23 protein-coding genes are annotated in these 26,864 nt (G+C 72.3%); 12 read left to right on the top strand and 11 right to left on the bottom strand.

Going from position 1 to position 26,864, the window contains the following annotated elements; all coding sequences use genetic code 11:
• Positions 1-374 (top strand): MmyB family transcriptional regulator (locus IE273_RS41325; RefSeq protein WP_444545936.1); only part of this gene is annotated, 374 nt, incomplete at its 5' end.
• Positions 371-760: a DUF2255 family protein gene (locus tag IE273_RS41320; RefSeq protein ID WP_189820261.1), complete on the top strand. Its 390-nt coding sequence runs from the start codon at positions 371-373 to the stop codon at positions 758-760. The genes IE273_RS41325 and IE273_RS41320, both read left to right, overlap by 4 nt.
• Positions 761-904: 144 nt before the next feature.
• Here the strand turns inward: IE273_RS41320 and IE273_RS41315 are convergent, their stop codons facing one another.
• Entirely contained in the window at positions 905-1,909 is a 1,005-nt protein-coding gene (locus tag IE273_RS41315; protein ID WP_189820260.1) for an NADP-dependent oxidoreductase, read from the bottom strand.
• Positions 1,910-1,962: 53 nt separating this feature from the next.
• Positions 1,963-2,922 carry a zinc-binding dehydrogenase gene (locus IE273_RS41310; RefSeq protein ID WP_189820259.1) on the bottom strand — a complete coding sequence of 320 codons (960 nt, stop codon included), beginning with the start codon at positions 2,920-2,922 and terminating at the stop codon, positions 1,963-1,965.
• Positions 2,923-3,369: 447 nt separating this feature from the next.
• On the opposite strand from IE273_RS41310, the gene IE273_RS41305 reads away from it, so the two are divergent.
• The gene (locus tag IE273_RS41305) at positions 3,370-3,789 is read left to right on the top strand and encodes an SsgA family sporulation/cell division regulator (RefSeq protein WP_373309496.1); all 420 of its coding nucleotides are present in this window, start codon (positions 3,370-3,372) and stop codon (positions 3,787-3,789) included.
• Between the two features lie 167 nt (positions 3,790-3,956).
• Positions 3,957-4,862 carry a menaquinone biosynthesis prenyltransferase MqnP gene (gene mqnP / locus IE273_RS41300; RefSeq protein WP_189820257.1) on the top strand — a complete coding sequence of 302 codons (906 nt, stop codon included), beginning with the start codon at positions 3,957-3,959 and terminating at the stop codon, positions 4,860-4,862.
• Positions 4,863-4,964: 102 nt separating this feature from the next.
• On the opposite strand, the gene IE273_RS41295 is transcribed toward mqnP, so the two are convergent.
• Positions 4,965-5,900, bottom strand: a complete 936-nt coding sequence (locus IE273_RS41295) for a pyridoxamine 5'-phosphate oxidase family protein (protein WP_189820256.1) — start codon at positions 5,898-5,900, stop codon at positions 4,965-4,967.
• A 372-nt stretch (positions 5,901-6,272) separates the two neighbouring features.
• Between IE273_RS41295 and IE273_RS41290 the strand changes: the two genes are divergently transcribed.
• The 4 genes from IE273_RS41290 to IE273_RS41275 all read left to right on the top strand — a co-directional run bounded on the left by IE273_RS41290 (position 6,273) and on the right by IE273_RS41275 (position 13,012).
• Entirely contained in the window at positions 6,273-10,358 is a 4,086-nt protein-coding gene (locus IE273_RS41290; protein WP_189820255.1) for a ricin-type beta-trefoil lectin domain protein, read from the top strand.
• 162 nt (positions 10,359-10,520) lie between these two features.
• Positions 10,521-10,871 (top strand): hypothetical protein, encoded by a 351-nt coding sequence (locus IE273_RS41285; RefSeq protein ID WP_229888107.1) that lies wholly within the window; start codon positions 10,521-10,523, stop codon positions 10,869-10,871.
• 331 nt (positions 10,872-11,202) lie between these two features.
• Positions 11,203-12,042 (top strand): oxidoreductase, encoded by an 840-nt coding sequence (locus tag IE273_RS41280; protein ID WP_189820253.1) that lies wholly within the window; start codon positions 11,203-11,205, stop codon positions 12,040-12,042.
• Between the two features lie 112 nt (positions 12,043-12,154).
• A complete protein-coding gene (locus IE273_RS41275; RefSeq protein WP_189820252.1) occupies positions 12,155-13,012 on the top strand; it encodes an oxidoreductase in 858 nt (285 codons plus the stop codon).
• A 112-nt stretch (positions 13,013-13,124) separates the two neighbouring features.
• On the opposite strand, the gene IE273_RS41270 is transcribed toward IE273_RS41275, so the two are convergent.
• The 4 genes from IE273_RS41270 to IE273_RS41255 form a co-directional block, all read right to left on the bottom strand.
• Entirely contained in the window at positions 13,125-14,018 is an 894-nt protein-coding gene (locus tag IE273_RS41270; protein WP_189820251.1) for a Bax inhibitor-1/YccA family membrane protein, read from the bottom strand.
• A 168-nt stretch (positions 14,019-14,186) separates the two neighbouring features.
• A complete protein-coding gene (locus IE273_RS41265; RefSeq protein WP_189820250.1) occupies positions 14,187-14,834 on the bottom strand; it encodes a peptide deformylase in 648 nt (215 codons plus the stop codon).
• Between the two features lie 222 nt (positions 14,835-15,056).
• Entirely contained in the window at positions 15,057-16,451 is a 1,395-nt protein-coding gene (locus tag IE273_RS41260) for an FAD-binding oxidoreductase (RefSeq protein WP_229888106.1), read from the bottom strand.
• Between the two features lie 266 nt (positions 16,452-16,717).
• On the bottom strand, positions 16,718-17,686 hold the full coding sequence (locus tag IE273_RS41255) for an NAD(P)-dependent oxidoreductase (protein ID WP_189820248.1): 969 nt from the start codon (positions 17,684-17,686) through the stop codon (positions 16,718-16,720).
• A gap of 428 nt (positions 17,687-18,114) precedes the next feature.
• Here IE273_RS41255 and IE273_RS41250 point away from each other — a divergent pair, with 428 nt between their 5' ends.
• Complete coding sequence (locus IE273_RS41250; protein WP_189820247.1) at positions 18,115-20,871, top strand: helix-turn-helix transcriptional regulator; 2,757 nt, start codon at positions 18,115-18,117, stop codon at positions 20,869-20,871.
• A 45-nt stretch (positions 20,872-20,916) separates the two neighbouring features.
• On the opposite strand, the gene IE273_RS41245 is transcribed toward IE273_RS41250, so the two are convergent.
• Positions 20,917-21,723 carry an alpha/beta hydrolase gene (locus IE273_RS41245; protein ID WP_189820246.1) on the bottom strand — a complete coding sequence of 269 codons (807 nt, stop codon included), beginning with the start codon at positions 21,721-21,723 and terminating at the stop codon, positions 20,917-20,919.
• 315 nt (positions 21,724-22,038) lie between these two features.
• Here IE273_RS41245 and IE273_RS41240 point away from each other — a divergent pair, with 315 nt between their 5' ends.
• Complete coding sequence (locus tag IE273_RS41240; protein ID WP_189820245.1) at positions 22,039-22,482, top strand: SsgA family sporulation/cell division regulator; 444 nt, start codon at positions 22,039-22,041, stop codon at positions 22,480-22,482.
• Between the two features lie 58 nt (positions 22,483-22,540).
• Here the strand turns inward: IE273_RS41240 and IE273_RS41235 are convergent, their stop codons facing one another.
• Together IE273_RS41235 and IE273_RS41230 are read right to left on the bottom strand one after the other, a co-directional pair.
• Positions 22,541-23,560, bottom strand: a complete 1,020-nt coding sequence (locus tag IE273_RS41235) for a M28 family peptidase (protein ID WP_189820244.1) — start codon at positions 23,558-23,560, stop codon at positions 22,541-22,543.
• Between the two features lie 276 nt (positions 23,561-23,836).
• On the bottom strand, positions 23,837-24,283 hold the full coding sequence (locus IE273_RS41230; protein ID WP_189820243.1) for an acyl-CoA thioesterase: 447 nt from the start codon (positions 24,281-24,283) through the stop codon (positions 23,837-23,839).
• Positions 24,284-24,435: 152 nt separating this feature from the next.
• Here IE273_RS41230 and IE273_RS41225 point away from each other — a divergent pair, with 152 nt between their 5' ends.
• Together IE273_RS41225 and IE273_RS41220 are read left to right on the top strand one after the other, a co-directional pair.
• Complete coding sequence (locus IE273_RS41225; protein ID WP_189820242.1) at positions 24,436-25,413, top strand: RNA polymerase sigma factor; 978 nt, start codon at positions 24,436-24,438, stop codon at positions 25,411-25,413.
• A 112-nt stretch (positions 25,414-25,525) separates the two neighbouring features.
• On the top strand, positions 25,526-26,464 hold the full coding sequence (locus IE273_RS41220; RefSeq protein ID WP_189820241.1) for an alpha/beta fold hydrolase: 939 nt from the start codon (positions 25,526-25,528) through the stop codon (positions 26,462-26,464).
• A 115-nt stretch (positions 26,465-26,579) separates the two neighbouring features.
• On the opposite strand, the gene IE273_RS41215 is transcribed toward IE273_RS41220, so the two are convergent.
• Positions 26,580-26,864 (bottom strand): hypothetical protein (locus IE273_RS41215; protein ID WP_229888105.1); only part of this gene is annotated, 285 nt, incomplete at its 5' end.

Below are 26,864 nucleotides of genomic sequence, written 5' to 3'. Positions count from 1 at the left end.
CCCTGCACCGCGACTGGGACCACGACGCCCGCGACGCGGTGGCCGCCCTGCGCATGGAGGCCGCGGCCGACCCCGACGACCCCGAACTCGCCCGCATCGTCGGCGAGCTGTCCCTCCGGGACACGGACTTCTGCACCTGGTGGGCCGAACACCGTGTCAGCACCGCCGGCTACGGCACCAAGCGCTACCGGCACCCCCTGGTCGGCGACCTCACCCTCGACTGCGACACCTGGGCCAGCCCCGACGGCTCCGGACAACGCCTGATGGCACTGACCGCCGAACCCGGCAGCCCCTCCCACGACGCCCTGCGCATCCTCACCTCCTGGACCGCCGCGGAGCCCAGCACCGACCGGACCGAGGATGTGACCCGATGACCGCTTGGACAGCCGAGGACCAGGCCCTGCTCGCCGAGACCTACGCCCTCACCCTGACCGCCGGGGACGACGGTCAGGGTGGCGTGGAGATCGGCATGGTGGTCGTCGACGGCGAACTCTACGTCCGCGCCTACCGGGGAGTCCGCTCCCGCTGGTACCAGGCGGCGCGGGACCGCGGCCACGGACGGATCCAGGTGGCCGGCGTCACCCGGGACGTCCTCCTCCATACCCGTGACCTGGAGCTCTCCCCCGGGCTCGACGCCGCCTTCCGCGCCAAGTACGGCTCACTCGCCGACGCCCTCGTCACGAGTCCGCAGGCGCGGGCCGCGACGATCCGGATCGACCCGGCGCCCGCGCCGGATGCCGGCACGGCTCCGGCCCGCTGAGGGCGCGGCCCGCGTCCGGAACACGTGGTCGTCGCCACCGAGGGGCGGTCTCGCCACAGCCGCCCCGGCCCTCGGTGGCCGGACGCGTCGGCGGCACCGCGCGGCCCTTCGGCCGCGCTCACCCTGCGGTGACGACGACCGGGCTCACAGGGCCAGTACCGCCTTGCCGGTGTTCTCGCCCGTGAAGAGCCCGAGCAGTGCCTGGGGGAACCGCTCGACGCCACCGGTGATCACATGGGTGCGTTCCTTCAGCCGCCCGGAGCGCAGCCAGTCGGCGAGTTCGGCGCGGGCCTCGCCGTAGCGCGCCGCGTAGTCGAAGATGACGAAGCCCGTCATGGAAGCCCGGTTGACGAGCAGTTGCATGTAGTTCGCCGGTCCCCGGACACCCTGCTCGGAGTTGTACTGCGAAACGGCACCGCTGATGACCACCCGGGCGCCGTGGGCGAGCGTGGTGAGGACGTCGTCGAGGATGTCGCCGCCGACGTTGTCGAAGAACACGTCCACGCCGCCCGGCGCGAGGTCCCTCACCTGTGCCCGCACGTTCCCGGCCTTGTAGTCCACGGCCCCGTCGAAGCCGAGTTCCTCCACCAGGAAGCGGCACTTGTCGGGACCGCCCGCGATGCCGATCGCGCGGCACCCCTTGATCCGGGCGATCTGCCCGGTCAGCGCGCCGACGGAACCGGCCGCCGCGGAGACGACCACCGTCTGGCCGGGCTCGGGCCGGCCGATGTCGAGCAGACCGAAGTACGCGGTCAGTCCGCTGTAGCCGAGCGCGCCGAGGTGGACCGGCGCCTCGCCCAGGGACAGGTCGACCGGGGCGACGTCCTTGCCGTCGCTGAGCGCGTACCGCTGGACGCCGAAGGTACCGCTCACCACCTCGCCCACGGGGTGTGCGGGGTGCCGGGACTCGACGACGTGGCCGATGCCGGCCGCGCGCATGACCTCGCCCAGGCCGACGGGGGGCACATAGCTGCGGCCCGCGTTCATCCAGGAGCGCATCGCCGGGTCGATGGAGAGGTAGTCGACCTGTACGAGGAACTCCCCCTCGCCCGGCTGCGGGGCCGGTTCCTCGGCGTACTGGAAGTCGGAGGCCGCGGGCAGGCCGACGGGGCGTGCCACGAGGCGGTACTGGGCATTGGTCCGGGTCATGCGTCCGTCCTTCTCGCTTGCTGTGGTGTGGTCGGGGGGCAGGGCATCGGGGGTCACTTGCCCGGCCGGACGGCCAGACGGCCCCGGACCGCGCCGCGACGGATGCGGTCCAGGCCTTCGCCCAGGTCGGCGAACGGGATCTCCTCCACGACCGGTTCGATGCGGCCCTGGGCGATGAAGTCGAGCACCTGCCGGTACTCGTCCTTGCTCGCGCCGTACGAGCCGCGCAGTTCCACGCTCTTGCGGACCAGGTTGCCGGTGGAGAAGCTCGTGGTCCTCGTGCCGAGCCCCACGACGACCACCCGGCCGCGGCGGCGTACGACGTCGACCGCGGCGGACGTCGTGGACCCCACGCCCGCGAAGTCGACGACGGCGTCGGGCCGCAGGTCGGCGAGTGCGGCGACGTCGGTGAAGCAGTCGCTCGCCCCCGCCGCGCGGGCCGCGTCGAAGGTGTCCGGGTTGATGTCCACACCGTAGACCGTGGCCCCCGCGAGCACTCCGGTTCGGACCCCGTTCAGGCCGAGGCCCCCCAGTCCGACGACGGCGATCACCTCCCCCGGCCTGGCGCGGGCCTCGGTGCGGACGGCGTGGTAGGCGGTGACGACCGAGTCCGTGGCGACGGCCGCGTGGACCGTGGAGACGCCGTCGGGTATGCGAACGAGGGTGGAGGCGTGGGCCGCCAGACGCTCGGCGTAGCCGCCGTCGACCCCGATGCCCGGCGCGTAGTGGGCCTGGACCTCGGGGTGCGCGATGATCGCGACGGCGACGCGGTCGCCCACCTCGTACTCCCGCACGCCCTCGCCGAGGGCGGAGACGGTGCCCGCGACCTCGTGGCCGAGGGTGAAGGGCGGGCGCCGGCTCAGCTCGATCGTGCCGTCGAGGGCATGGACGTCGGAGTGGCACAGACCGGCGGCCTCGACGTCCACCACCACCCAGCCGGCGTCCGGCACCGGGTCCGGCACGTCCGTCAAACGGAGGGGCGTGCCCTGGGACACGTATCGGAAGGCCTTCATCGACGAACTCCAAACCTCGGTCCGAGCGGACCGGCGCGGTGCGGCACCGCGCCGGTTCTCCTACATGAGGTGTACGGTCCGAAGACCTCGGATGGTTCGACCGGTCCGGCCCCGAAGAGTGCGGGGGGGGTGTCACCGGGCCCGGACAGGGACCGAAGTGACCGTCCGTCCGATGGACGTCGACGGCGCCTGCCGCGAGGCACGCGCCCCGGCAGCCACGCCGTCGCCAGGGCGCGGGGACGCCACGCTGACTTACGTCATGTCCGCCGCGGCCCGTCCGGCACACGCCGACGCCCGCCGTCGGCCCCCTCCCGCCGACCGTCAACTGACAGATGTGCGGGTTCCCTTCCGGGCGAAGAGTAGGAGCACGCAGGCTTCGTCCCACGGAGGGGAACTCCCGTCATGCACCGTGATCAGTCATTGAGGGCACGTTCGGCGCCCGAGCTCGTGCCTTCACTGGTCGTGGACCTCGACCAGATGCTCGATGAATTCACCCGGCTGCCCATGCAGGCGGAGTTCAGCTTCGATCCGGAGATGCCGGCGGTGATCACGGTCGAGTTCCTGGCGGAGCGCGGACCGGGTCTCATCTGGCGGATCGGCCGTGAGCTGCTGCACCACGGCCTGACCGCGATGAGCGGGTCCGGCGATGTGCGGATGTGGCCGACGCTGCCCGGGGAGCAGCCGTCGTCCTGGCTGCTGCTGGAATCCCAGGAGGTGGAGGCTCTGTTCGAGGTCCCCACCTCGGCGCTGGCCGAGTGGCTGGAGGCCACGTACCGGGTCGCCTCGGCCGAGCTGGAGCTGGCGGGCCTGAACTGGGACGGGTTCCTGCGGGAACTGCTCGACGGACCGGCCGCGCCGTCCGCGTGAGGGGGATCCGGCTCGGCCGCGGCCACCGGAGAGGGCGCCCGTGGCGGTCGGCGGTGGGTGTGTGCCTCGGGCACACATGGCTAGTATGAGCGGCCACAGACATACCGATGCGACCCTCACACCTGTCGCCACCTTGCGACCTACGGTGGAGCAAGGAGTATGAACGGGTGAGCACAGCTTCCATGGCAGCCCCGGGCCCGGGGCGCACCCGGGCGTTCCTGCGCCTGGTGATGATCGAGCACTCCGTGTTCGCGCTGCCCTTCGCGTACATCGCCGCCCTCACCGCCATGTACGAGCGGGACCGCGCCGTCCAGTGGGTGACCCTGCTGCTGGTGACCGTGGCGATGGTGGCCCTGCGCACCTTCGCGATGGCCGCGAACCGGATCATCGACCGTGAGATCGACGCCCGCAACCCGCGCACCGCCGGCCGTGAGCTGGTGACCGGCGCCGTGTCGGTGCGCAACGCGCGGACCGGCGCGCTGATCGCCGCCGTGGTCTTCCTCGCCGCCGCGGCCCTGTTGAACCCCCTGTGCCTGGCGCTGGCACCCGTCGCCGTGGTGCCCATGGTGGTCTACCCCTACGCCAAGCGCTTCACGAACTTCCCGCAGGCCTTCCTCGCCCTGGCCCAGTCGATGGGGCCGATCGGAGCCTGGCTGGCCGTGACCGGGGCGTGGAGTTGGGACGCGGTGATCCTCGGCGGCGCGGTGGGTGTGTGGATCGGCGGCTTCGACCTCATCTACGCCTGCCAGGACGTCGACACCGACCGCGCGATCGGTGTGAAGTCGGTGCCGGCGCGATTCGGCGTCCCGGCCGCCATCTGGGGGGCGCGGGCCTGCCACACCATCACGACGGCCCTGTTCGTCTGGTACGCCCTGGCCACCCACGGGGGCCCGCTGCTGTGGCTGGGTCTGCTCGTCGTGGCCGGCGCCTTCGGCTATGAGCACACCCTGGTCCGCCCGCACGACCTGTCCCGCCTCAAGCGCGCCTTCTTCCAGGTGAACGGCTTCATCGGCATCGCCCTGTTCGTGTGCGCGCTGCTCGACCTGCTGGTGCGGGGCCTCTCCCTCGGCTGAGCCGGAGCGCCGCCCCTCGCGGAAGCCGTACCGGTCGGCGACGGTGCCCGTTGCCGCCCTGAGCCACGCCGCCCGCGAAGGCGCCGCGCCCGGGCGACGGTCTCAGTCGCTGTTGCCCCGGCGAGCGGCGGCGGCCAGGTCCCGGAACTCGTCCCAGCGCACCTTGGGCCGTGGCAGCGCGCGCCGTTCGAGATAGCGCTCGGTGGCCCGCTTCGTACGGCTCAGCACGCCCAGGGCGTCACTGGCGCGCCCGGAGCCCATCGGTTCCACGACCTTCTCCGGAACCAGCAGCAGTCGGTCACCGGCCGTCTCCAGCCGGCCGCGGACCAGCGCGTTGTGCATGTTGTTCATCGCCTCGTCGTGGCGGTGCACCAGCAGCGAGGCGGGTCCGGGGACCGCGGCGCAGTCGGCGGGCACGTCCATGACGTAGCCGCCGTCGGTGGGCGCCGGCCGGGTGCGGGCGAGGACGGGTGCTCCGGACGCGTCGCGGGCCGCCAGCACCGCGCTGGCGTACCGGGACAACTGCTCGGCGCCCGGCAGCGGGCTCGGGCCGGCGTCCGGCCGGCTCTCCCGCGGCCCGGGCACGGTGAACGGCGGCCTGACGACGACCTGCTCGGGCGTCACCGTGATGAGCAGGCGCAGGTAGTACCAGTCCATCGTCCACCGCCCGGGGGCGGAGACGTACGACTGGCTGTGCGGCTGCCGTTCGAAGAGCATCCGCCAGTAGTCCTCGGCGCCGTCGGGGCCCGTCATGATCTCGTCGGGGCATTCCGCCCTGCCGCCTACGAAGATCTGCGGCGCGTCGGTGAGACCGCTGCCCGTGGGGTCGGAGAAGAGCAGGCCGACGCGTCCGTCGCGGCGGACGTTCAGTGCCTTCTGCGCGAAGGCGAGTGAGGTGGTCAGCAACAGGGTGCCGTCGTCGTTCCGGCGTACGGCCGTCGGCCAGGCGGCCGGGGTGCCGTCGCGTCCGAGGGTGGCGAACTCGCAGGTCCGGTAGGCGTCCAGGACGTCCAGAGGGGCTTCGTCGAGAGGTGTCACGGTTCTTCTCTCCGGTGAGCAGGCGTGGCAGACGGCGGTACGGCATCACCCGGGGCCATCGAGCGGAAGCGCCGCCTCCCGTTCACCGGGAGACACGTGTTCATGACTGTGGTGGGCAACTGCCGCTCGTCAGGTGTTCGTTCGGCACCCAGGGCCGCCCGCTGCGGGCAGGCTATCAGTGTGAACCCCGTGCGAGGCACGTGCGTGTTCGGGAGTCGGCCCGTTCGTCCGCACCACGGCGACGCCGGGCATCGCCGTGGGTGTCATCACCCCCGCCGACGTGTGAACTCCGTGTCGTCCCGCACACGTCATCGCGGTGTGAGAACCAGAACCCCCGCCGGCAGGCGGCCTTCACCCGACGCCAAGGACCCGATGCGCCGGCACAGACCCGGCCGGAGCGCGCTCACGGCCGCCGGCGCCGTGAGCGCGCTCGCCCTCGGACTCCTCGGCCCACCGGCCGCCGCGGCGACGGCACCCCCGCAGGGGACGGCGGCGGCGCGGACCGCCCCCACGACGGCCTGGCAGAACAACGCCTTCCAGGTGGACCGCGCCGCCGTGGTCCACCGCTCCGACATCGTGCTCGGGCGGGCCGGCACCGACCCCGCCCAGTCCATGCCACTGGGCAACGGCACACTGGGCGCGGCGGTGTGGGCCGCGGACGGCCTCACCGCCCAACTCAACCGCGGCGACACCTTCCCCGACCGCAAGTCCCCCGGCCGGGTGACCATCCCGGGTCTGAAGACCCTCACCGAGGCCGACGACTTCTCCGCCCGCCTGAACCTGTACGACGGCGTGCTCACCGAGTCCGGCGGCGGCATGACGGCGACCGTCTACACCCGGGCCGACCGCGACGAGCTCGTCGTCGACGTCACCGGCGCCGACCCGGACAGCATCCAGACGGTGCGCGGCGACCTGTGGGACGGGCGCTCGCCGTCCACCACCGCCGACGGCCCGGTCGCCACCCTCGCCGAGACGTGGAAGGACGACGGCACCGGCGGCACCGGCGACACGTACGGCACGCTGCTCGGCCTCACGGCCGGCGGACGCAACGTCAGCTCGTCGGTGACCGACGGGGACACCGTGCAGGTCGCGTTCAACCCGGCCGCCGACGGCTCGTTCCGGGTCGTGGTCGCCGCCCCGCACTGGGCCGGCGGCGACGCGGGCGCGACGGCGACGGCGTACCTGGGCAGCGACGCCACCGCCTCCTCCGCCGGCCTGAAGGCCGCGCACACCGCCTGGTGGCACGGCTTCTGGGACCGTGCCGGCACGATGAAGATCGAGTCGGCCGACGGGACCGGCTCCTACGTCGAGAACCTGCGGACGGTCTTCCTCTACCAGTCGGCCGCCAGCAACCGGGGCTCGCTGCCCGGCACCCAGGCCGGTGTCGCGGACCTGTTCTCCTTCACCCGCGACGAGCACGACTGGGCCCCACGCGACTACTGGTGGTGGAACCTGCGCATGCAGGCCGCCGCCAACCTGACCTCGGGCGTCTCCGACCTCAACACACCGTTCTACGACCTCTACACGTCGAACCTGGCGAACATCGAGACCTGGACGAAGGAGCACATGCCGGGGCATACCGGCGCCTGCGTCCCCGAGACGATGCGGTTCAATGGCAACGGCTACTTCGACGCCGGCACGGGCAACGCCTCCTGCGAGGCGAGTGAGACGTCGTACAACGCGCAGACCGTCTCCACCGGAGCGGAGGTGTCGCTGGCGCTGTGGCAGCAGTACCGCACCAGCGGTGACCTGGCATTCCTTCGGGAGAGCTACCCGCTGATGAAGTCCAGCGCGCAGTTCCTGCTGTCGTACGCCACGACCGGGAGCGACGGCCTGCTGCACACCAGGGCCAACGCGCACGAGACCCAGTGGAACGTCAGCGACCCGGTCACGGACGTCGCGGCCATGCAGGCGCTGTTCCCGGTGGTCGCCGCCGCGGCCAAGGCGCTCGGTACCGACACCGACTTCCAGGCGCAACTGACGGCCGCGCAGGCGAAGTCGCCGCCGCTGCCGCGCACGGACGCCGCCACCCACACCCAGGTGCTCACCCCCTCGGCGGACTCCTCCGGCGAGGACGTCATCGCGCTGTCGGCCGAGCCGGCCGCCGAGACGCACAACTCCGAGAACCTGGACCTGGAGGCGGTGTGGCCCTACGGTCTGATCGGTGACACCGGTGCGCTGCACGACCTCGCGCAGCGCACCTACGACAACCGCCGCTGGCCCGATGACGCCAACTGGAGCTTCGACGCGCTCCAGGCGGCCCGCCTCGGCGACGCCGGCGCGGTGAAGGCGGGCCTGCTGTTCAACGTCACCCATCAGCTCTACCCGTCCGGTCTGACCAGCAACAACAACGTGCTGACCGGCCGGGAGCCGTACAGCGAGACCAACGGGGTGATCGCCGCCGCGGTCAACGAGGCGTTGGTGCAGGACTACGACGACGTGCTGCGGATCGCCCCGGCTCTCCCCTCCGACTGGGATGTCGACGGCACGGTGTCGGTGCACGACAACGCCAAGGTGGATGTGCAGACCCGGGGTGGTGTCCCGGTCACCGTGGCCCTTCAGGCCGGCTCGACCGCCTCCTTCGTCACCCGCAACCCGTGGCCCGGCGAGTCGGCCGGTGTCGTGGACGCGGCGGACGGGTCGACGGTCGTGGCGTTCTCCACGGCCGCGCAGTTCACCCTCCGCGCCAAGGCCGGGCACGCCTATCTGATCGAGCGCCAGTCGGCGCCGGTCACCTCGCTGCCGTTCGAGAAGATCGGCGGCGATCCCGCCGAACTGCCCAGGCACCTGGGCAGGACGCGGATCGGGCTGGACTTCCCCGCGTCCCCCGCTCCGGCCGGTCCGGTCGGAGCGCTCACCGCCGTCGGCGGGACGTGCCTCGGCCATGCCTTCGGGCTGGCCAACGGTACGGCGGTGCAGACCGGCGCCTGTGACGGCGACGCCTCGCAGGTGTGGATAGCGGGCAGGGACGGCTCGCTGTGGGTGCAGGGCAAGTGTGTGATGCCCGCCGCGAAGAGCGGTGCCTCCGGTACCGCGCTGGTGCTGGCGGCCTGCGACGGCTCCACCGCACAGCAGTGGACGGCTACCGCGGACCGCGGCCTGGTCAACCGGGCGTCCGGGCTGTGCGCCGAGGTCAAGGGCTCCTCGACCGCCGACGGCACACCCGTGGTCACCGCGGCCTGCGCGACCGCCACCACCGGGCAGAGGTTCGGCCTGCCGACCACTCCGGCGGGGCCGCAGGGGCACCTCACCGGCATCGCGGGTATGTGTGCCGACAGTGACGGCGGCCGTCAGACGCCGGACACCCAGCTGGTGCTGAACACCTGCGGGCCGGCCGACTCGCAGCAGTGGAAGGCCGCCGCTGACGGCACGCTCAGGCTGTTCGACTCGCGGTGCATGACACCCGAGGGCGGCGGCACGGCCGACAACGGCACCCCGGTGGTCCTGGAGATCTGTGACGGCTCCGCCGCGCAGCAGTGGCACGCGGGTGCCGACGGCGGTCTGGTCAACGACCTGTCCGGCAAGTGCCTCGACGTCAAGGACACCTCCTCCGCGGTGGGCGCGGTGCTGTGGCTGTGGACCTGCGGTCCGGTGACCCCGGGCAAGGTGTGGCGGCTGCCCGTCGGCGGTCCGAGCGGCCGCATCTCCGGGTACGGCGGCACCTGCGCCGACCTGGCCGGGTCCGGTTCCACCAGCGCCGCGGGCACCCAGGTACAGCTCAACACCTGCGGCACCGGTGCCTCGCAGAAGTGGACGGTCAACACCGACGGCACGGTGAGCGTGCTCGGGATGTGCATGGCCGTGAAGGGCGGCGCGACCGCCAACGGCACCCGGGTGGTGCTGGCGGCCTGCGACGCGTCCTCCCCCGACCAGCAGTGGACGTGGGCCGCCAACCGTGGCCTGGTCGCGAAGAGGTCGGGCTCCTGCCTCGACGCCACCGGCCCCAGCTCCGCCACCGGCACCCCCTTGCAGATCTGGGCCTGCGCGGTCTCCGACAACCAGCGCTGGCAGCTACCCGCCGGTGTGCCCACCGGCCACATCACCGGCATCGGCGGCAAGTGCGTCGACCTCGCCGGGTCGGGTGCCACCAACGCCGCCGCCACCGCGCTCCAGCTGAACACCTGCGGTACGGGTGTCTCCCAGGACTGGTCGGTGGCCGGTGACGGCAGTGTGCAGATCCTCGGCAGCTGCGTCGGTGTCGCGAACAACGCCACCACCAGCGGTACCGCGGTGACGCTCCAGGTGTGCAACGGAAGCAGCGGGCAGAAGTGGCGGGCGGGCGCCAACAGCAGCCTGGTCAACACGCTGTCCGGCCGCTGCCTGGACGCCACCGGCGCGAGCTCCGCCAACGGCACCAAGTTGCAGATCTGGACGTGCGGCGGCTCCGAGCAGCAGAAGTGGAGCCTGCCGGCGGCGACGTCGGCAACCGCCGTTCCCGCCTCCCGGGAGCGGGCCTGATGACCAGCCACACATGTGCGGGTGACCGGATCTCTACTCCCCTTCACATATTTGAATGTGCAAGGATCTGCCAGTCGGCCGCGTTTCGACCGAATGGGAGCGCCGTTGCCGCTACCGGCTTCGGCGCACGACGAAAGGGCGGATTGCATGTCCACCACCAGGATGCAGGTGAAGCTTCGTAGCACTGCCGCTGCCGCGGCCATGGCGGCGGCCCTGATCGGCCTCGGCGCCGGGGCGGCGAACGCCGCCGGCTGGCCTCCGCTTCAGGAGGGCGCCTATCTCTACTCGGGCACCACCGGGACGGGATCCGTGACGAAGGTCGACCTCGGCGACCTCGGAACGTGCCACACGCTGTCCCAGGCGGCGCAGTCGATCCAGATCGTCAACGGCTCGGCGTCCGTCGAGCTGTACTCCTCGGCCGGCTGCGGCGGCACCACGGCATGGCGCAGCGGCTCGCTGACCCAGACCGACCTGCCCCGTCCGATGCTGAGCTACCGGGTGGTCCCCGTGTAGCGGAAACCGCCCAGTGCCCGGGCCGACGCCTTCGATGGCGTAGGCCCGGGCATTCGTGTTTTCTCGCGCCGGAGCTCCGCTCCGCCGGACGGCGACCGCGCCCATGACTTAGGTGAACCGGTAACCGCCCATGCCGCCGGGACCGGCAGTCAAACGACGGTCGCCCGCCGGCGGGCCGCGGGACGAGACTGAGAAACGTCCCGTTGATACGTATGTTGAACGAGACGCCCCATGTGCAGGCGTCTTGTACGGTCTTGCGTGCCTTGTTGCTCGGGATGCCTTACTCGCACAGAGTCACCTCATTCACCGATGACACGGATAGAGGACACACATGGTGAGCACATGGCTGATCACGGGCGCGTCCCGAGGGTTCGGACGCGCACTGGCGGAAGCGGTTCTGGCGGCCGGTGACCGGCTGGTGGCGACGGCGCGACGTCCGGAGCAGCTCGCGGACCTGGTCTCCCGCTACGGCGACCAGGTGCGCGCGGTGGCCCTCGACGTCACCGACACCGTCGCCGCCCGGGACGCGGTGCGGACGGCCGTCGACGCCTTCGGCGGTCTGGACGTGGTGGTGAACAACGCCGGGTACGCCAACAGCGCCCCCATCGAGGAGATGGCGGAGGACGACTTCCGCGCCCAGTTCGAGGCGAACTTCTTCGGGGTCGTCAACGTCACCCGGGCCGCCCTTCCGGTGCTGCGCGCGCAGCGCTCGGGCACGTTCGTGCAGTTCTCCTCGCTGGGCGGCCGGGTCGGCGGCACCCCGGGCATGGGTGCCTACCAGAGCGCGAAGTTCGCCGTGGAGGGCTTCTCCGAGGTCCTGGCGGGCGAGGTCGCCCCGTTCGGGGTGAAGGTCGTCATCGTGGAACCGGGCGCCTTCCGCACCGACTGGCAGGGCTCGTCGATGGAACTGCACGCCGTGGGGCCCGACTACGAGGAGACGGTCGGCGCCATGAACAGGTACCGGGCGGAGAACAGCGGTAACCAGCCCGGCGACCCGGTCCGTGCCGCCAAGGTCCTCATCGACGTCGTACGCGATGACGACCCTCCGCGCCGGCTCCTGCTCGGCGCCCAGGCCGTGACCATGGCCCTGGAAGCGGGTGAGGCACGCGCCACGGAGACCCGGAAGTGGGCCGCGGCCAGCCGCGCGGCGGACTTCCCGGCCGGGGAGTAGGCACACCGGACGGGACGCGCACCCGTCGTCCCGGACGTCTCCCCCCTTCCCCCCTTTCCCTTCCTCACCTCCCCCACGACACCCTGCTCAACGGAACCAAGGAGATCACCTCATGTCCCGCAAGACCTGGCTCATCACCGGCGCGTCCAGCGGTCTCGGCAAGGCCCTGGCCGAACATGTGCTGGCCCACGGCGACCAGGTGGTGGCGACCGCCAGCTCGACGCAGGCCACCACCGAACTGGCCGCGCGCTATCCGGAGACGGCGCTGGCGGTCAAACTCGACGTCACCGAACCCGCCGACCGCGAAGCCGCGGTACGTGCCGCCGAGGAGCGCTTCGGCGGCATCGACATCCTCGTCAACAACGCCGCCATCGACTTCGTCGGCGCCCTCGAGGAGCAGGAGGAGAGCGACTACCGCCGGCTGTTCGAGGTCAACTTCTTCGGCGCGGTCGCCCTCACCCGGGCGGTCCTGCCCGGGATGCGCGGCCGGCGCAACGGCACCATCGTCAACGTCTCCTCCATGGACGGCCTGGCGAGCCTGCCCGCCAACGGCTACTACTCCGCGAGCAAGTTCGCGCTGGAGGGCTTCACGGAGGCCCTGTGGCAGGAGATCGAGCCCATCGGCCTGCACGCGATGATCATTCAGCCGGGTTCGTTCCGCACCGGCATCGAGAACCGGACGAAGGTGTCCGGCGAGGGCATCGAGGACTACGCCGCCACCGCCGGCGCGTTCCGCGCGATGATGGGCAGCCTCACGCCGGAGATGTTCCCCGGTGACCCGGAGCGCGCCGCCGAGGCGATCTACGAGTCCGTCAACGCGCCGCAGCCGGCCCACTGGGTCGTCCTGGGCAGCGACGCCCAGCGGCGCATCGGCGTGAAGCTCGACCAGCTGCGGGCCGAGTTCGAGGCCGGCCGCGAGCTGGCCTTCAGCACGGACTTCCCGGGTGCCGCCGACAACGCGGTGCTCTGACCTCTCCGCAGGGCATGCGGCCTCCCGGGCCGACGCCGGCAGAGTCCTGCTCCCCGGGCGTGCGGTTCGGGGGCCGCCCCGCCGGGCTGTCGGCCACCGTGCTGATCGGGGCTCAGTAGAAGTCGTCGCCCGGGCAGAGGGTCACCAGCCGCACGGTCTCCACGTACAGCCAGGCCAGGGTCAACGTGACTCCGAACGCGGCGGTCCAGGAGTGGTCGCGGGCAGTGCCGTGGACGATGCCGTTCTCGACCTGCCTGAGGTGCAACGCCAGGAAGACCGTCCCGAGGACCACCCCCACCACGCCCATCACGACGCCGAGTCCGAACGGACGCAGCCCGATCCCCTGCGCGCCCAGGGGATCGAGGAGGAGCCAGTCCGTGAACGCCAGGAGGGCCGCCGCCAGCAGCGCGGCGCCGGTGAAGCCGGGGAACCGGCGGTGTGCCCGCAACCAGTGCAGGGCGTGGGCGAGGAGGACACCGGCACCGGCCGCCATCGTGCCCAGCACGGTCTGCACGAAGACACCCGGCGAGAGGTGGCTGGAAGCCGTCGTCGAGAGCACGCCGAGGAACACACCCTGGAGCGCCGCGAACGTCAGGGTCCGGACCGGAGAGGGCAGGTTTCTGCGGCGCTGGACGAGTACCAGCGCCGCGGCGAGCAGTCCGGCGCCGCCGGCGATGCCGTACGACGCCGCCGCACCGGCCGGGACGAGCGGCAGCAGCGCCCACGACAGGACGGCCATGAGGGACGTGACCCCGAGCCCGGCCGCCGCCCGTGACAGGACACCGTCCATCGTCATCAGGTCACCGACGACGAGCGGCGGCGGCGCGGGGGCGTGCGAGGGGGCCGCTTCCAGGTCCGTGCCGGCCCCGATCCGGTCCCGTGCCACGGGCATCCCGGCACGCGGGTCCCGGACCGCCGTCTTCTGCCCGCCCCGGCGCCCGAACTGCGGCCGGGACAGGATCGGATTGCTGCTCTTCAACGAATCCTGCCGCACGATCGGTGTCACGCCAGTTCCTCTCCTCCGCGTCGGACGTACCGCCGTCCGGGCAGCCCCACCAGCGCCGGGGCCGGCTGCCGGACCCGTCGGCTGACCGCGGCCCGCCCGTGGGGGCGAACGCAGCGCATCAGTCACGGGACGGTGGGGTGCCGGGTGTGTCCGGGGCCCCGACGGCAGTCACGGCAGCTCGAATCCCAGCACCTCGGCGGCCGTCTCGGCAGTGGGCTGCGACCAGTGCGCCGCGACCGCCTCGTCGGTCGACAGCGACCGCGATTCGGCCACGTCCAGGTAGAGCGTGCCGTTCAGGTGGTCGGTCTCGTGCTGCACGATACGGGCGGCCCAGCCGGTGAACACCTCGTCGACGGCCTGGCCGCGCTCGTCCTGACCGCGCAACCGCACCCGGGCGTACCGGGCCGTCACCGCCTGCCAGCCCGGCACGCTCAGGCATCCCTCGAAGAAGGCTGCCCTGGCCTCGCCCTCGGGCTCGTACACGGGATTGACCAGCACCCGGAAGGGCAGCGGAGCCCGGTCCCGCGCCTGGAGCGCTTCCTTCCGCCCGCGCGCCTTGTCCTCGATCACGGCGATGCTCAGCGGGACGCCGACCTGGGGCGCGGCCAGTCCGACGCCCGGGGCCGCGTGCATCGTCTCGCGCAGCGCGGCCACGAACCGGTCGAGCAGCGCGTCGTCGAGCTGGCCGTCGTACGGTTCGGCGATCCGGCGCAGCACCGGGTCGCCCGCGGCGACGATGGGCAAGGGGCCGCCGTGCTGAAGGAGTTCCTCCACCTGCCGGGTGAGGAGGGCGGGTGTCGGCTGCGGAGAGGACATGGGTTCTACTTCCCGGGTAGGCGCGGGGACAGGTGCGTTGTACACGTGTCCGGATCGTCTTCCACACGTATGCGAGGGGGCCGCCGGTTCACCCGGCGGGCGCGGCTCCGTTCGGCCACGGCGGTTTCGTCTCGGCCGCCGAACCCGCCGCCTCGCCGCGAAGCGCCCCCCCGGGTGCGGGCGCACCGCCTCCACCGGGGGAACGCTCCGTCACCGCCGGTATCAGGCGGGGAGGACGTTGTGGTTGAAGCGGAAGACGTTGGTCGGGTCGTACTGCTTCTTCACCGCGGTGAGCCGCTCGAACCGCTCCGGCCCGTACACCTCGCGCACTCCCTCGGCGTCGGTCGCCTCGTCCGGGGAGAGGAAGTTCACCATGTTCCGCCCCGCCGCCCAGGGGCTCAGCCCGTCGATCACCTTCGCGAGGCCGGCCCGCAGCGCCTCCTCCTGGCCCGGCGCCCCCACCGCGAAACCGAAGACGACGTACGGCAGACCACGGCTCGACACCGCGTTGGGGACGGCCGGCTCCCGGTCGAAGGCACCGCCGAGCGCCCGGATCTCGACGTTCGCCAGCGTGCACCCCGACTCCGGGCCGACCAGTTCCACCAGCGCCCGTTCCGTTTCCTCGGAGAACTCCTCGAGGCAGGCACTGCGGTCGCAGTAGGGCATCGGGTCGACCGGGTCCAGGTGGATCTCGCCGATGACGGAGAACGGCTTCTCCCCCACCAGGTCGATCAGCGCCGGTGCCGCCGCGCGCAGCGGCGCGATCAGGTCGGCGCCGTCGGCGGCCGATCCCAGGTAGCCGATCCGCAGGCTGACGACGAAGGCACCGCGGAGCGGCTCGGGCAGCACCGGGATGTCGGGCAGTCGCTGGACGGCTACGGAGGAGGTCATGTCCTCCCCCACCGTGGGCAGCCAGGCGCGCCAGGCGCTGAGCACCTCGGCCAGGTGCTCGCCGGGGAAGTAGATGCAGCCGCCGTAGAAGCGGGAGACCGGGAACACCTCGAACTCGATCTCGGTCACCACACCGAAGTTGCCCTTGCCGCCGAGCACGGCCCAGAACAGGTCGGGTTCGGTCCGCGGGGTCACCTCGCGCAGTTCTCCGTCCGCGGTGACCATGGTCAGCCGGCGGACGTGGTCGGCCGCGTAGCCCAGGCTCCGCCCCAGCAGCGGGCTCTGGCCGCCCCCCAAGGTGTAGCCGACGACGCCGACGCCGGGGGCGGAGCCCACGAGGGGGGCCAGGCCGAACTCGGCGGTGCGCGGCAGCACGTCGTTCCACCGGACACCCGCCTCGACCCGTACGAGGCGTTCCTGCGCGTCGACGACGATGCCCCGCATCCGCCGCGTCGTGATCAGCAGGCCGCCCTCGGCCGACGAGACCACCTGGTGAGCCGCGGACTTCACCGCGACGGGCAGGCCGTGCCGCACGGCGAACCGGACCGCGGCACGCACGTCGGAGGCGTCGGTCGCCCCGACCACCACGGCCGGACGGAGGGCGCAGAGCAGGTTGAACGTGGCGCACTCCTCCTCGTACCCCTCGGCTCCCGGCTCCAGGACGGGGCCGCGCACGGACTCACGCAGGTCCGCCAGGTCCTCCGGCCGGAAATTGACACTCGCCACGCTGATCACAACCTCACTGCACACATACGGAGCGCCCCGTCGGCCATCCGTGCCCGAACACGCGGGACGCACAGGGACAGACCCTGACGTCACTGGAACGAGTCGGACACACCTGACCGTTCACTCGGGCAGGGCCGTCTCACATATTGGCGGAAACGGCCCTGGTCACCGCGGGGCGCGGCGAAGCATGAACATGTGTGCCGCGTGCGGACGCCGGCCCGTCTGCTGCGCCGAGGCCGCCGGCGTTGTCCCCGTGTCGTCCGTGTCTAGGCGGCCCGTTCGCCGGTTCGGGGGCGGGTGTTGGTCAGGACGACGTTGTCGAGTTGCTCGCCCCGTGCGTAGCGGTGCAGCTGGCGGCGCAGGAAGTCCGTGCTCATCGGGGAGAAGGCGTCGCCGAACCCGGCATCGGGGGTGATCAGGGCACCGGGCAGCCGCCGCAGGGGATGACCGGGCGGCAGCGGCTGCGGGTCGGTGACGTCGAGTGCGACGCGCAGCCGCCCCGCCCGCACCTGCCGCACGAGCGCCTGCGTGTCCATCGGGTCGTCCGGGGCGACGTGCACCAGCAGCGCACCGTCGTTCAGCAGCTCCAGCGTGTTCGCCCCCCACATGCCGCCCGGCTGGTCGGTGAGCGACGCACACACCACGACCGCGTCCGCCGTGGGCAGCAGCACGGGCAGGTCCTGCGCCCCGTACACCCGCCCCGCCGGGGTGGTGCGGGCCGTGCGGGCCACCACGACCGTCTCACAGCGGAACGCGCCGAGCCGGGCGGCGACGTCCGCGCCGACGGCGCCGTAGCCGATGACCAGGACGCGCTTGCCGACCAGGGTGGTGTACGGCTGTGGCCGCCGCTCCCCCGGGGACGGGTGGCCCGCGCACTGGTCGAGTCCCCGGCACAGGGCCCGCAGCAGCGTGACCGCGCGTTCGGCGGTGGCCACGCGGTGCACCTCGCAGCCGGTGGCCAGCCGGGTGCCGGCCGGCAACGTGTCCAGCAACGGCATCACGTGGTCGTAGCCGGAGCCGAGCAGCTGGAGCATCTCCAGGTTGCGCATCCCCGGCAGGACGCGACCCAGGACGCGTTCGGCGCCGGGCACCGGCGGGCCGACGAGGAAGCGGACCTCGGCCGGGTCCCCGGGCAGCGGACCCGCTCCGTCCCAGTACCCGTAGGAGAGCCCTTCGGGCAGGCCCGGGATCCGGTTTCTCCGGTACGGGAGCCACACCGTCGCGCCGTCCTTCATCGCTGCCTCAGTTTCTTCCCGCGTGATCGTTTCGTTCAGTTGAGTGGACGTATGCCCCGGTGGCACGAGTTCACGTGAGACTCACCACCCGCAGACGTGAACGGAGCGTGACACGGCAGGTGTCTTTCCGGAGCACAAGAAACATTTCGGCCATACCGCGTGACGGAAACCTCAGGGGCATCTAGGCTGCTGTCCGGGTGGGGTGGAACGGGTGGCACGGACGCCACTGACCCGGCCGCCGTCCGCGAGCGGAGCGCACGCGCCGCCGCCCGGGATCCGGAGACGGTCGGCCACGGCGGCCGTCGCCGCGACGGAGCGGACACGGCGGCGTAGCCTCGCACTGCGCCCGGCACACCCGTGCGCACAGGTGTGCCGATCCGCACCGGGTGTGAGGCCAGCGGGGAAGGGAGTGGGGGACGGTGGAACCGATGCTCGGAGCGATAGTCGGCCGCGAACACGAGCAGGAGGTGCTGTCCGCGTTCGTGGCCGCCCCCGAGGGCCGGTCCCTCGTCCTGAGGGGCGACACGGGTGTCGGCAAGAGCGCCCTGCTGGACCACGTCGCCGACCTCGCGGCGGACGAGAAGCACCGCGTGATCCGGGCCGCCGGGGTCGAGGCCGAGTCGGAGCTGCCCTTCGCCGGCCTGCACCAGTTCCTGTACCCGCTGCTCTCCTACATCGACCGGCTCGACGACACCCACCGAGGGGTCTTCGACGTCGTCTTCGGCAGGAGCGAGGGAAGACCTCCGTCCGTCATGACCCTCGGCATCGCCGTCCTCGACCTGCTCTCGCTCGCGGCGTCGCAGAAGCCGCTCCTGCTGGTACTGGACGACGGCCAGTGGCTGGACGCCTCCAGCATCGAGGTGTGCGGATTCGTGGGCCGCCGGCTCACCGGCAGCTCGGTGAAGCTCGCGGTCGGCCTGCGCTCCGACCTCGCCTCCGGCTTCGACACCGCCGCGCTGCCCGCGGTGCCGGTGACCACGCTGTCGGAGAAGGCCTCCGAGCAGCTGCTCGACATGCACCACCCCGGCCTGGACCCCCGGCTGCGCCGTCTGGTCCTGGACGAGGCCCAGGGCAACCCGCTGGCCCTGCTGGAACTGCCGCCCTATGTGCGCGGCAACCGCTCGGCCCGCGGCTCCGGGGAATCGTTCGGCTACACCGGGGTCGCGCTGCCCCTGCGGCTCCAGCACGTCTACGGTGCTCGTATCGAGGGCCTGGGGGACGCCGTACGCGCTGAGCTGCTGCGCGGCGCCCTGGACGGTGTCGCGGCGGGCACGACGGCCGGCGCCGCCCGTGGCGCGCGCTACCGGATGAGGGACGCCGACGAGGCCGCCGCCTGCGGTCTGCTGGACATCGACCCGCTCAACGGCGACTTCGTGTTCCGGCACCCCCTGGTCCGGTCGACCGCCGTGCAGATCGCCACCCCGAACGAGCGGCGCGCGGCGCACGCGTCCCTCGCGCAGGTGCACCGCGACGACGTGGAACGGCGCGCGTACCACCTCGGGGCCTCGACGGTCGACCCGGACGACGAGGTCGCCGCCGCGCTGGAGGCGGCTGCGGAGTCGGCCACCCGACGGGGCGGCGCGCGGGCCGCCGTCGCCTGGCTGACCCGGGCCGCGGAGCTGAGCGAGAGCCACGGGGAGCGGTCCCGCAGACTCGGCGACGCTGCGTTCATCGCCGGGCACGCCGGCCGGCTCGACCAGGCCCAGCAGCTGATCGGCGCCGACTCGACGGCGGGGCGCATCGATTCCCCCGCCTCCGTGGTGGCGTCGGCCTACGTGGCACTCTACGAAGACGGAGACGTCCGGTCCTCCCAGCACCAGGTGCTGGCGGCGATCGAGAGCATCCGTGACAGCGGTGTGGCAGAGCCGAACGAGGTCCTCACCCGGCTGGTGAACCTGCTGCTGGCCATCAACCAGTACGCGGGCGACGCGACGTCCTGGGAGCGGGCTCATGGGCTCATCGAATCGCTGGGAGACCTGGTGTCCCCGCATTCGCGCATCTACCAGGACGCCTGGGGCGATGTGGTGCGTCGGGGAGCGGGCGTGCACGAGCGGGTGGAGCGGGCCTTCGCCGACCTCGGCGCGCTGGACCCCTGGGACATCAGCAGGCTGTCGGTCGCCGCCTACCACGTGGACACGCTCAGTCAGTACCGGCCGCATCTCCAGCGCGTCGTGGACCGCGAACTGGAGACCGGGGCCCTGGTCTCCGGCATGACCATGCTGCACCTGATCATGCTGGACCAGATCGCCGTCGGCGAGTGGGACGAGGCGGACCGCACCGGACGGCGCGGGCTGGAGCTGATGACATCGCATCAGCACACGTTGTTCGCCCACCACAGCAAGGCGTATCTCGGCCTGCTCGCGGCGATGCGCGGCGAGGTCGAACGGGCACGGGAACTGCAGGCAGCCGTCGACGCCTGGGCCCGTCCCCGGGGCATCGGCTTCCTCACCCAGATCGCCGACGCCATCGGTACCGCCGCGGCCCTCAGCGAGGGCGACTACGAAGCCGCCTACCTCCACGCGATCGGCATCACGCCGCCCAGCGCCTTCGAGCCCTACGCCCACCAGGCGTCCCGCACCCTGCTCGACCTCGTCGAGGCCGCCCTGCACACCGGCCGCTCCGAGCAGGCCCGCGGTCACGCCCTGGCCGCCCAGCAGGCGGGGCTCCCCGAGATCTCCCCCCGCCTCGCCCTCGTCACCTACGGCGCCCTCGCCATGACCGCCACCGATCCCGCCGAGGCCGACCGGTGCTACGACCGGGTCGAGAACCACCCCGCCGGAACCCGCTTCCCCTTCGAGCTGGCCCGGATCCGTCTCGCCCACGGCATCCGGCTGCGCCACACCCAGGGGCGCAAGGCCGCGCGTCCGCCCCTGACCCTGGCGGCGGAGACGTTCGAACGCCTCGGCGCCACCACGTGGACCGAACGGGCCCGTGCCGAACTCAGGACCACCGGCACCCCCGCCCAGGCGTCCACCGCCCACCTCGCCGCGTTGACCTGGCAGGAACGCCGGATCGCCGATCTCGCCGCCGGCGGCCTGACCAACAAGGAGATCGGCCAGCGGATGCACCTGTCACCGCGCACGGTCAGCTCCCACCTCTACCGGGTCTTCCCCAAGCTGGGCATCAGCTCCCGGGCCGCGCTCCGTGACGCGCTGGGCAAGCTCCGCGACGAGCAGAGCGTGTGAGGGACCGGCCGGCACGGCGGGTCGCCGCGCCGCCCAGGTGCGGTGTCAGTCCCCGGCCGGACGCGCGCGGATGTCCTGGCCGTCGAGCCAGCCGAGCACGTGGTCGGCGACATGGCGCCATCCGCTGTCGACGACCAGTGAGTGGGCGCGGTCCGCGAACTGCTTCAGGTCGGTGACGGCTACGGAGTCCCCGTACTGCTTGTAGACGGCACGGGTGACGGCGTCGGGTACCAGCCGGTCCTCCTGCCCGGAGACGAGCAGGAGCGGGCCGCGGCCGGCCCGGGCGACGTCGACCGTGGCGCGTGGGCTGCGCGCCGCGCCCGCGCACCCGAGGTCGGCGAGCAGCCGGCGTGGTGCGGGCATCGCGTAGCGCTCGAAGATCCGGCCGGACTCCTCCGCCGGCGCGGTGTTCGCGAACACCGCGTGGAACTGTTCGGGAGACAGGGACAGCAGCCCGTCCCCGGGGTCCGCGTGGTCCGGCGTCCACAGCCGGGCCGGGCAGTGGGGCAGCGGGACGTCGTTGATCGGCGCGGGCGCGATGGAGACCGCGGCCCGGCCCCATCCGGCGGCGATGAGGTGCTGGGCGATGAGGCCGCCGACCGAATGGCCGACGATGACCGGCGGGGTGTCGAAGGCCCGCACGATCCCGCCGTAGTGGTCCGTCAGGGTGTCCAGACCGAGGCCGCCGAGTGCCTCGGGAAACGCCCGTGTCGCGCGGACGGTGGCCGCCTCGCCCGGCCATCCCGGCGCGACGGCGAGGAACCCTCTGCCGGCGAAGCGGTCCGCCCACGACTCCCAGGACAGCGCGTGCAGCCACGCGCCGTGGATGAAGACGACGGGAGTACGGTTCACGGCTGGTTCCTCCGAGCAAGACGATCACCCGGCACCGGCACGCGGGCGACCGTTTCAGGATCGTCCGGCCCCGCACCAGGGGCGACAGTCGAATGACTCAATGTTCACGGCCCGCCGGGGTGGACGGCACCGGTCCCCCGGCACGGGCCGGAGAAGGCCGCCGTGGAAGCGGGTGAACGTCGTTTCGACGGACGGCCACGGGGACCGACCCGGCGGTCGGGTGCGCGAGAACCGTCAAGTTACCTATGTACGACGTGCCCGGGACGGCGACAGTGGGTGGGGTCAGCCTCCGCCACAGAGAAGGATCCACGCGTCATGAGCGGCAACCACCCAGGGGGACGGACCCGTCGAGCAGCATCGCACGACTGCCACGAGCTGGCCCTGGACATCGAGCGCGTGCTGGACGTGGCGACCCGGCAGGCCGTCAGAGCGGAGTTCCGGTTCGACCCGCGGTCCCCCTGGGTCGTGGCCGTGGAGTTCCTCGTGGAAGGCGGTCCGCAGGCCTCGTGGCGCATCGGGCGGGGCGTCCTTCAGCAGGGTCTGTACGCGCTGAGCGGGCTCGGCGACGTCCGGATGTGGCCTTCGAAGCCACGGGACCGGGCGACCGCGTGGCTCCAGCTGGCCTCCGGGGACATGGCGGCCCTGTTCGAGCTGCCGGCGCCCGCGCTGGCGGAGTGGCTGGAGCACACCTATGAGCTGGTTCCGGCACAGCACGAGCTGGCCGGGGTCGACTGGGACCTCGCCCACGCCGGTCCGTGACCCCGCGCCGACCGGCACGAGCGGATACCGGGCCACCCGCCGGATCGCCCGCTCGCCGTCATGGTGACGCCCACGAGACGGCCGTGACCGCGGTCGCCTCGGTGACGGCGGTGAGCCGGCCGTAGTCGAGCGTCTCCGGCACGTCCGTGGACCGGTGATAGTGCGGATTGCGGAAGTTCGCGGTGTCCGTGAGCATGAGCGCGGGAACACCCCGGTTCCAGAACGGCGAGTGATCACTGCGTCCCAGGTGGTTGGCCGGAGGCACGGCGAGTCCGATCAGCAGTCCGAGCAGCCCGTCGGGACGCGGGTCGCGCAACAGCAGTCCGCTGACGGACGGGGAGGCCGCCGCGGCGGCCCGCTTCCACATCTCGGCCGCGGCGGCCGAGGAGCGGCGGTGCACCACCAGGGTGAAGTCGCCCCGGTAGCCGTCGGCGCGGGTCGCGGCGGATGCCTCGGGAAAGATCCGTCCGAAGCCGGCGGGCAGACGCTGCGTCCCCGGGTCGTCGGCGAAGTAGCCGACCGACTCCAGACAGATCATCCCGCGCACCCCGCCGTCGCGGACCAGCTCCCGGGCGGCCTGGCGGGCGCCGATGAGACCGAGCTCCTCCATGTCGAACACCGCCAGGACGACGCGCGGGGCGACGGGCGAGGCGGCCAGCAGACGTGCCGTCTCCAGGACCACCGCGACACCCGAGGCGTTGTCGTCCGCGCCCGGACTGCCGCTGACGCTGTCCAGGTGCGCGCCGATCACCACGGCCGGCCCGGCGCCGCGGCCGGGCAGCTCGGCGATGAGGTTCGCGCCGCGCAGCCGCGGATGGAGCCGGGGTTTGAGGGCGAGGGCCCGGTGTCCGTGCCGGTCGGTCGCGCCGACCTGCCAGCGCACGTCGAACGGCTGTCGCCGCACCAGCCAGCCCGCCGCGGTCAGTTGGTCGTGCACGTACGCCTCGGCGCGTTCCATCATGTCCGGCGCCCGAAGCCGGCTGCGCGGCTGAGCGGCGAGGAACTCCACGTGCCGCCGCAGCCTGCCGGCATCCGGCCGGGGGTTCCGGCGGGGCACCGCCGTCGGGTCGTTCGTCATCCGGTACTCCGGTCACCGCGGGGATCGAGGACGGCGCGGCTGCCGGCTGCCGGGCACCCGGCAGCCGGGACGAGGGACGGGCGGGAAACGCTCCTGGCGCAATTTCGTCGCCCGATCCGTGAACCCGCGCTGCTTTCACGTCCGTTCATCCAGAGAAGGACTCCTGCGGTCGGTGTGTTCATCGGCTGGCCCGGCCGCAGGAAAGGAGCGGCCGTCCCCACGTTCTTCCCTGACGTGGGGGCGGCTGCTCCACCCACGCCCGCCCCTGGAACCCCTTCATGACGTCGACGTGATCACTTCGCAGTCGTCCGCCCGCGCGGAGGACACCACGGCCAGCAGGCCGGACGGCGGCGGGGCGATCCTGCGGGCGCGGAGGTCGATCCACGCCCCCAGGGTGCGCACGACGGCCACTTCCTCCCCGCTCTCCCGAGCGAAGCGGTGTTCGAACCGCCACCGTGCCCCCTCCGCACTCAGACCGACGACACGCGAGCCGACGACGACCCTTTCGAGCGGGAAGACCTCGCGCAGATAGCGGACCTCCTCGCCGAGCGAGACGGCCGCGACCCCGGCCTTCGCCAGCTCCTCGGGCCCCCATCCGGAGCCGATCAGGAAGCCGAGCCGTGCCGTGGCGGCGTACTCCAGGTATCTCGTGTTCCGCAGATGACCGTTCAGGTCGATGTCGTCCCAGCGGACCTCGAAGGACCTCGTCAGTTCCTCGGACATGTCACGGGACCAGCCTTTCGTACGCCACGGCCACCGGCCGATGCCACACCTTATCTTCACACGTGTCAGTCAGGGGCACGGGGACGGGCGGACACGCCCTGCGGAGCGTTAGAGTCGAAGGGAGTCAGGTGCCTCGGTGTGAAGGACAAGGTATGGGTGGGTTGCCGAAGGACGCCGGGGCATGGGAGGACGCCGCCCTGACCCGGGCCGCGCAGGCGGGCGATGTGTCGGCCCTGGCCCTGCTGCTGGAGCGGCACCGGCCCAGGATGCGCGCGGTGGCACTCAGCCTGCTGGGGCCGGGCCCCGACGTGGACGACGTCATGCAGGAGGCGGCGCTGGTGGCGCTCCGGCGGATCGTGGACGTACGCGATCCCGAAGCCGTGGGACCGTGGCTGCGCATGGTCGTACGCAACCACTGCCGCAGCCTGCTGCGGGCCTCCTGGCGGACGGAACCCCTGGACGAGGTGCCGCTGGACGTGCCGCTGCCGCAGGACGGCAGCACTCCCGAGCAGGTGCTGGAGAGCCATGCGCTGCGGGACTGGATCTGGGAGGCGGTCGAGTCGCTGTCCCCCACCCTGCGGCTGCCGGTGGTGCTGCGCTACTTCTCCACCGGGATCACCTCCTACCAGCAGATCGCCGAGGCCTGTGCGGTGCCGGTGCGTACCGTGCGCAGCCGGCTGCACCAGGCCCGCGCCGCACTGGCCCGGACCCTGGCGGACACGGTGGACTCCGGGCACGAGGACGTGCTGCGCCGTACGGCCGAGAGCTGGCGGGAAGCGCACGACACGCTCGCGGCAGCCGAGCGCGGCGAGTTCGGCAAGGTGGTCAGGGACCGCTACTCCCCCGGGGTCGCGCTGCTGGTGGGCGGGGAACGGCTCGGCGGTGCCGACCTGCTGCTGGCGGGCATGGACTGCGACCTGTCGGCGGGGGTGCGCCAGCGGCCCCGCCACATCGTGGCCGGCCGCTCCCTGGTGGTGTGGGAGATGGACCTGATCAGCCCGGCGGACGACCCGGACCACTGCCCGCCGGGAGTCGCCTGGATCATGACGCTGGACGCGGGTCGCGTCGACCGGGTCTCCCTGTACCACAGCCCCCGCCCGGAGACGCTCTCCAAGCCCGTGGCGGCCTGAACCACGCCCCTCCGGCCATGTGGCCCGGATCACATCAGCCGGATCCAACTTTCCGGTCCGGGCGGCGTCGTGTCGGTGTAATCCCGCATTCACCCGGCTCATGGAGGCCCCGATGACCGCGTCCAACGCGCACCACGACGGCTTGACCCCCGACACCGACCCCCTCTCCCCCGGCACGCACACCTACCGGCTGGCCGGAGTGGTGCAGCGCTATCACGTCCACGGCACCGGCCCGGTGTGCGTGGCCCACTCGGGCGGGCCCGGCATCTTCTGGGAGTACATGCGGATGCCCGCCCTGGAAGAGCACCTGACCATGGTGTACGTCGAGCCCGTGGGCACCGCCGAGGACAGCCGTCTGCCCTCGCACCCGCACGGCTACACCCGGGAGCGTTACAGCAGCTTCCTGGAGGCGCTGATCAACCGGCTCGGGGTGCCCGAGGTGCACCTGCTGGGACACTCGCACGGCGCCTTCGTGGCCGCCTACCACGCCCTGCACCGCTCCGGGCAGCTGGCGGGCGTCGTGCTCTACGAGGGCGCCCCCGTCACGGGGCCCGAACACGGCGCGGAGGCGGCCCGCATGGTGGAGGCGTTCGTGGCCAAGCACGCCGGCCACCCGGGACTGCCCGGCGTGCTGGCCGCGTTCGACGCGATGTCCGGCATGTCCAGCGACGAGGACACCGTGGCGGTCGCCCGGGGCGTGCTGCCGTCGTACTTCGCCGACTACTGGGGCAACGAGGAGAAGTTCGCGCCCTTCCGGGACGCGGTCCGGGCCACCTACATCTCGGGCCTGGACGAGAACCTCACCCCCGACGTCATCGACGACCGGGCCGCGCTCAAGGAGCTGACGGTGCCGGCCCTGGTCGTCGTGGGCCGGCACGACGTGATCTGCGGACTGCGCTGGGGTCTGGAACTGGACGAACTGATCCCCGACTCCCGGCTGCTGGTGCTGGAGAACAGCGGTCACATGGGGCACATCGAGGAGCCCGAGCGGTTCGCGGACGCGGTCCGCGACTTCGTTCGGGAGACGGCGCCGCGGGGCGAGGCCGCATAGCACCGCGTCCCCCGACGTCACATGCGCCGGCCCGGTCCGGCCGGCGCACGACCCCGCTCCGCGGACCGGGCGTCTTCGCTCCGGGCTTCCACGGCATGGTCATGTGCCGTGCGGGTCAGGTGCTGTCGGCCAGGCTGATGCTGTTCAGGAGGCCGGACAGGGCGTCACTCGTCGTCTTGGGGGCCGGGGTGCGCGAGCACTCGGACATCTCCAGGACGACGAAGTCGGCGGGCCCCGAACGTCCCACCTTCCACAGCCGTGACCGGCCCTGCGCCCCCAGGCTTTCGCAGCCGTCCAGCGAAGGCTTCACGGGCGACGCGGTCATGCCTGTCGACTTCTCCCTCTCCCCGGCGGGCCGCAGGACGATGAGTACCTCCCCGTCGGCCAGCCGCGTCAGCGG

It is taken from the genome of Streptomyces olivaceoviridis (assembly GCF_014650115.1).
Classification (GTDB): Bacteria; Actinomycetota; Actinomycetes; order Streptomycetales; family Streptomycetaceae; genus Streptomyces; species Streptomyces olivaceoviridis.
Note: the sequence above shows the minus strand (reverse complement) of the source record. Positions and strands in the feature narration are given on the sequence as shown.

Excerpts from the sequence above, each read along its gene's own strand:
- IE273_RS41320 (WP_189820261.1), top strand. The coding sequence starts at position 371 with ATGACCGCTTGGACAGCCGAGGACCAGGCCCTGCTCGCCGAGACCTAC.
- IE273_RS41315 (WP_189820260.1), bottom strand. The coding sequence starts at position 1,909 with ATGACCCGGACCAATGCCCAGTACCGCCTCGTGGCACGCCCCGTCGGC.
- IE273_RS41310 (WP_189820259.1), bottom strand. The coding sequence starts at position 2,922 with ATGAAGGCCTTCCGATACGTGTCCCAGGGCACGCCCCTCCGTTTGACG.
- IE273_RS41290 (WP_189820255.1), top strand. The coding sequence starts at position 6,273 with ATGCGCCGGCACAGACCCGGCCGGAGCGCGCTCACGGCCGCCGGCGCC.
- IE273_RS41285 (WP_229888107.1), top strand. The coding sequence starts at position 10,521 with ATGCAGGTGAAGCTTCGTAGCACTGCCGCTGCCGCGGCCATGGCGGCG.
- IE273_RS41280 (WP_189820253.1), top strand. The coding sequence starts at position 11,203 with ATGGTGAGCACATGGCTGATCACGGGCGCGTCCCGAGGGTTCGGACGC.
- IE273_RS41275 (WP_189820252.1), top strand. The coding sequence starts at position 12,155 with ATGTCCCGCAAGACCTGGCTCATCACCGGCGCGTCCAGCGGTCTCGGC.
- IE273_RS41265 (WP_189820250.1), bottom strand. The coding sequence starts at position 14,834 with ATGTCCTCTCCGCAGCCGACACCCGCCCTCCTCACCCGGCAGGTGGAG.
- IE273_RS41255 (WP_189820248.1), bottom strand. The coding sequence starts at position 17,686 with ATGAAGGACGGCGCGACGGTGTGGCTCCCGTACCGGAGAAACCGGATC.
- IE273_RS41250 (WP_189820247.1), top strand. The coding sequence starts at position 18,115 with ATGCTCGGAGCGATAGTCGGCCGCGAACACGAGCAGGAGGTGCTGTCC.
- IE273_RS41240 (WP_189820245.1), top strand. The coding sequence starts at position 22,039 with ATGAGCGGCAACCACCCAGGGGGACGGACCCGTCGAGCAGCATCGCAC.
- IE273_RS41235 (WP_189820244.1), bottom strand. The coding sequence starts at position 23,560 with ATGACGAACGACCCGACGGCGGTGCCCCGCCGGAACCCCCGGCCGGAT.
- IE273_RS41230 (WP_189820243.1), bottom strand. The coding sequence starts at position 24,283 with ATGTCCGAGGAACTGACGAGGTCCTTCGAGGTCCGCTGGGACGACATC.
- IE273_RS41225 (WP_189820242.1), top strand. The coding sequence starts at position 24,436 with ATGGGTGGGTTGCCGAAGGACGCCGGGGCATGGGAGGACGCCGCCCTG.
- IE273_RS41220 (WP_189820241.1), top strand. The coding sequence starts at position 25,526 with ATGACCGCGTCCAACGCGCACCACGACGGCTTGACCCCCGACACCGAC.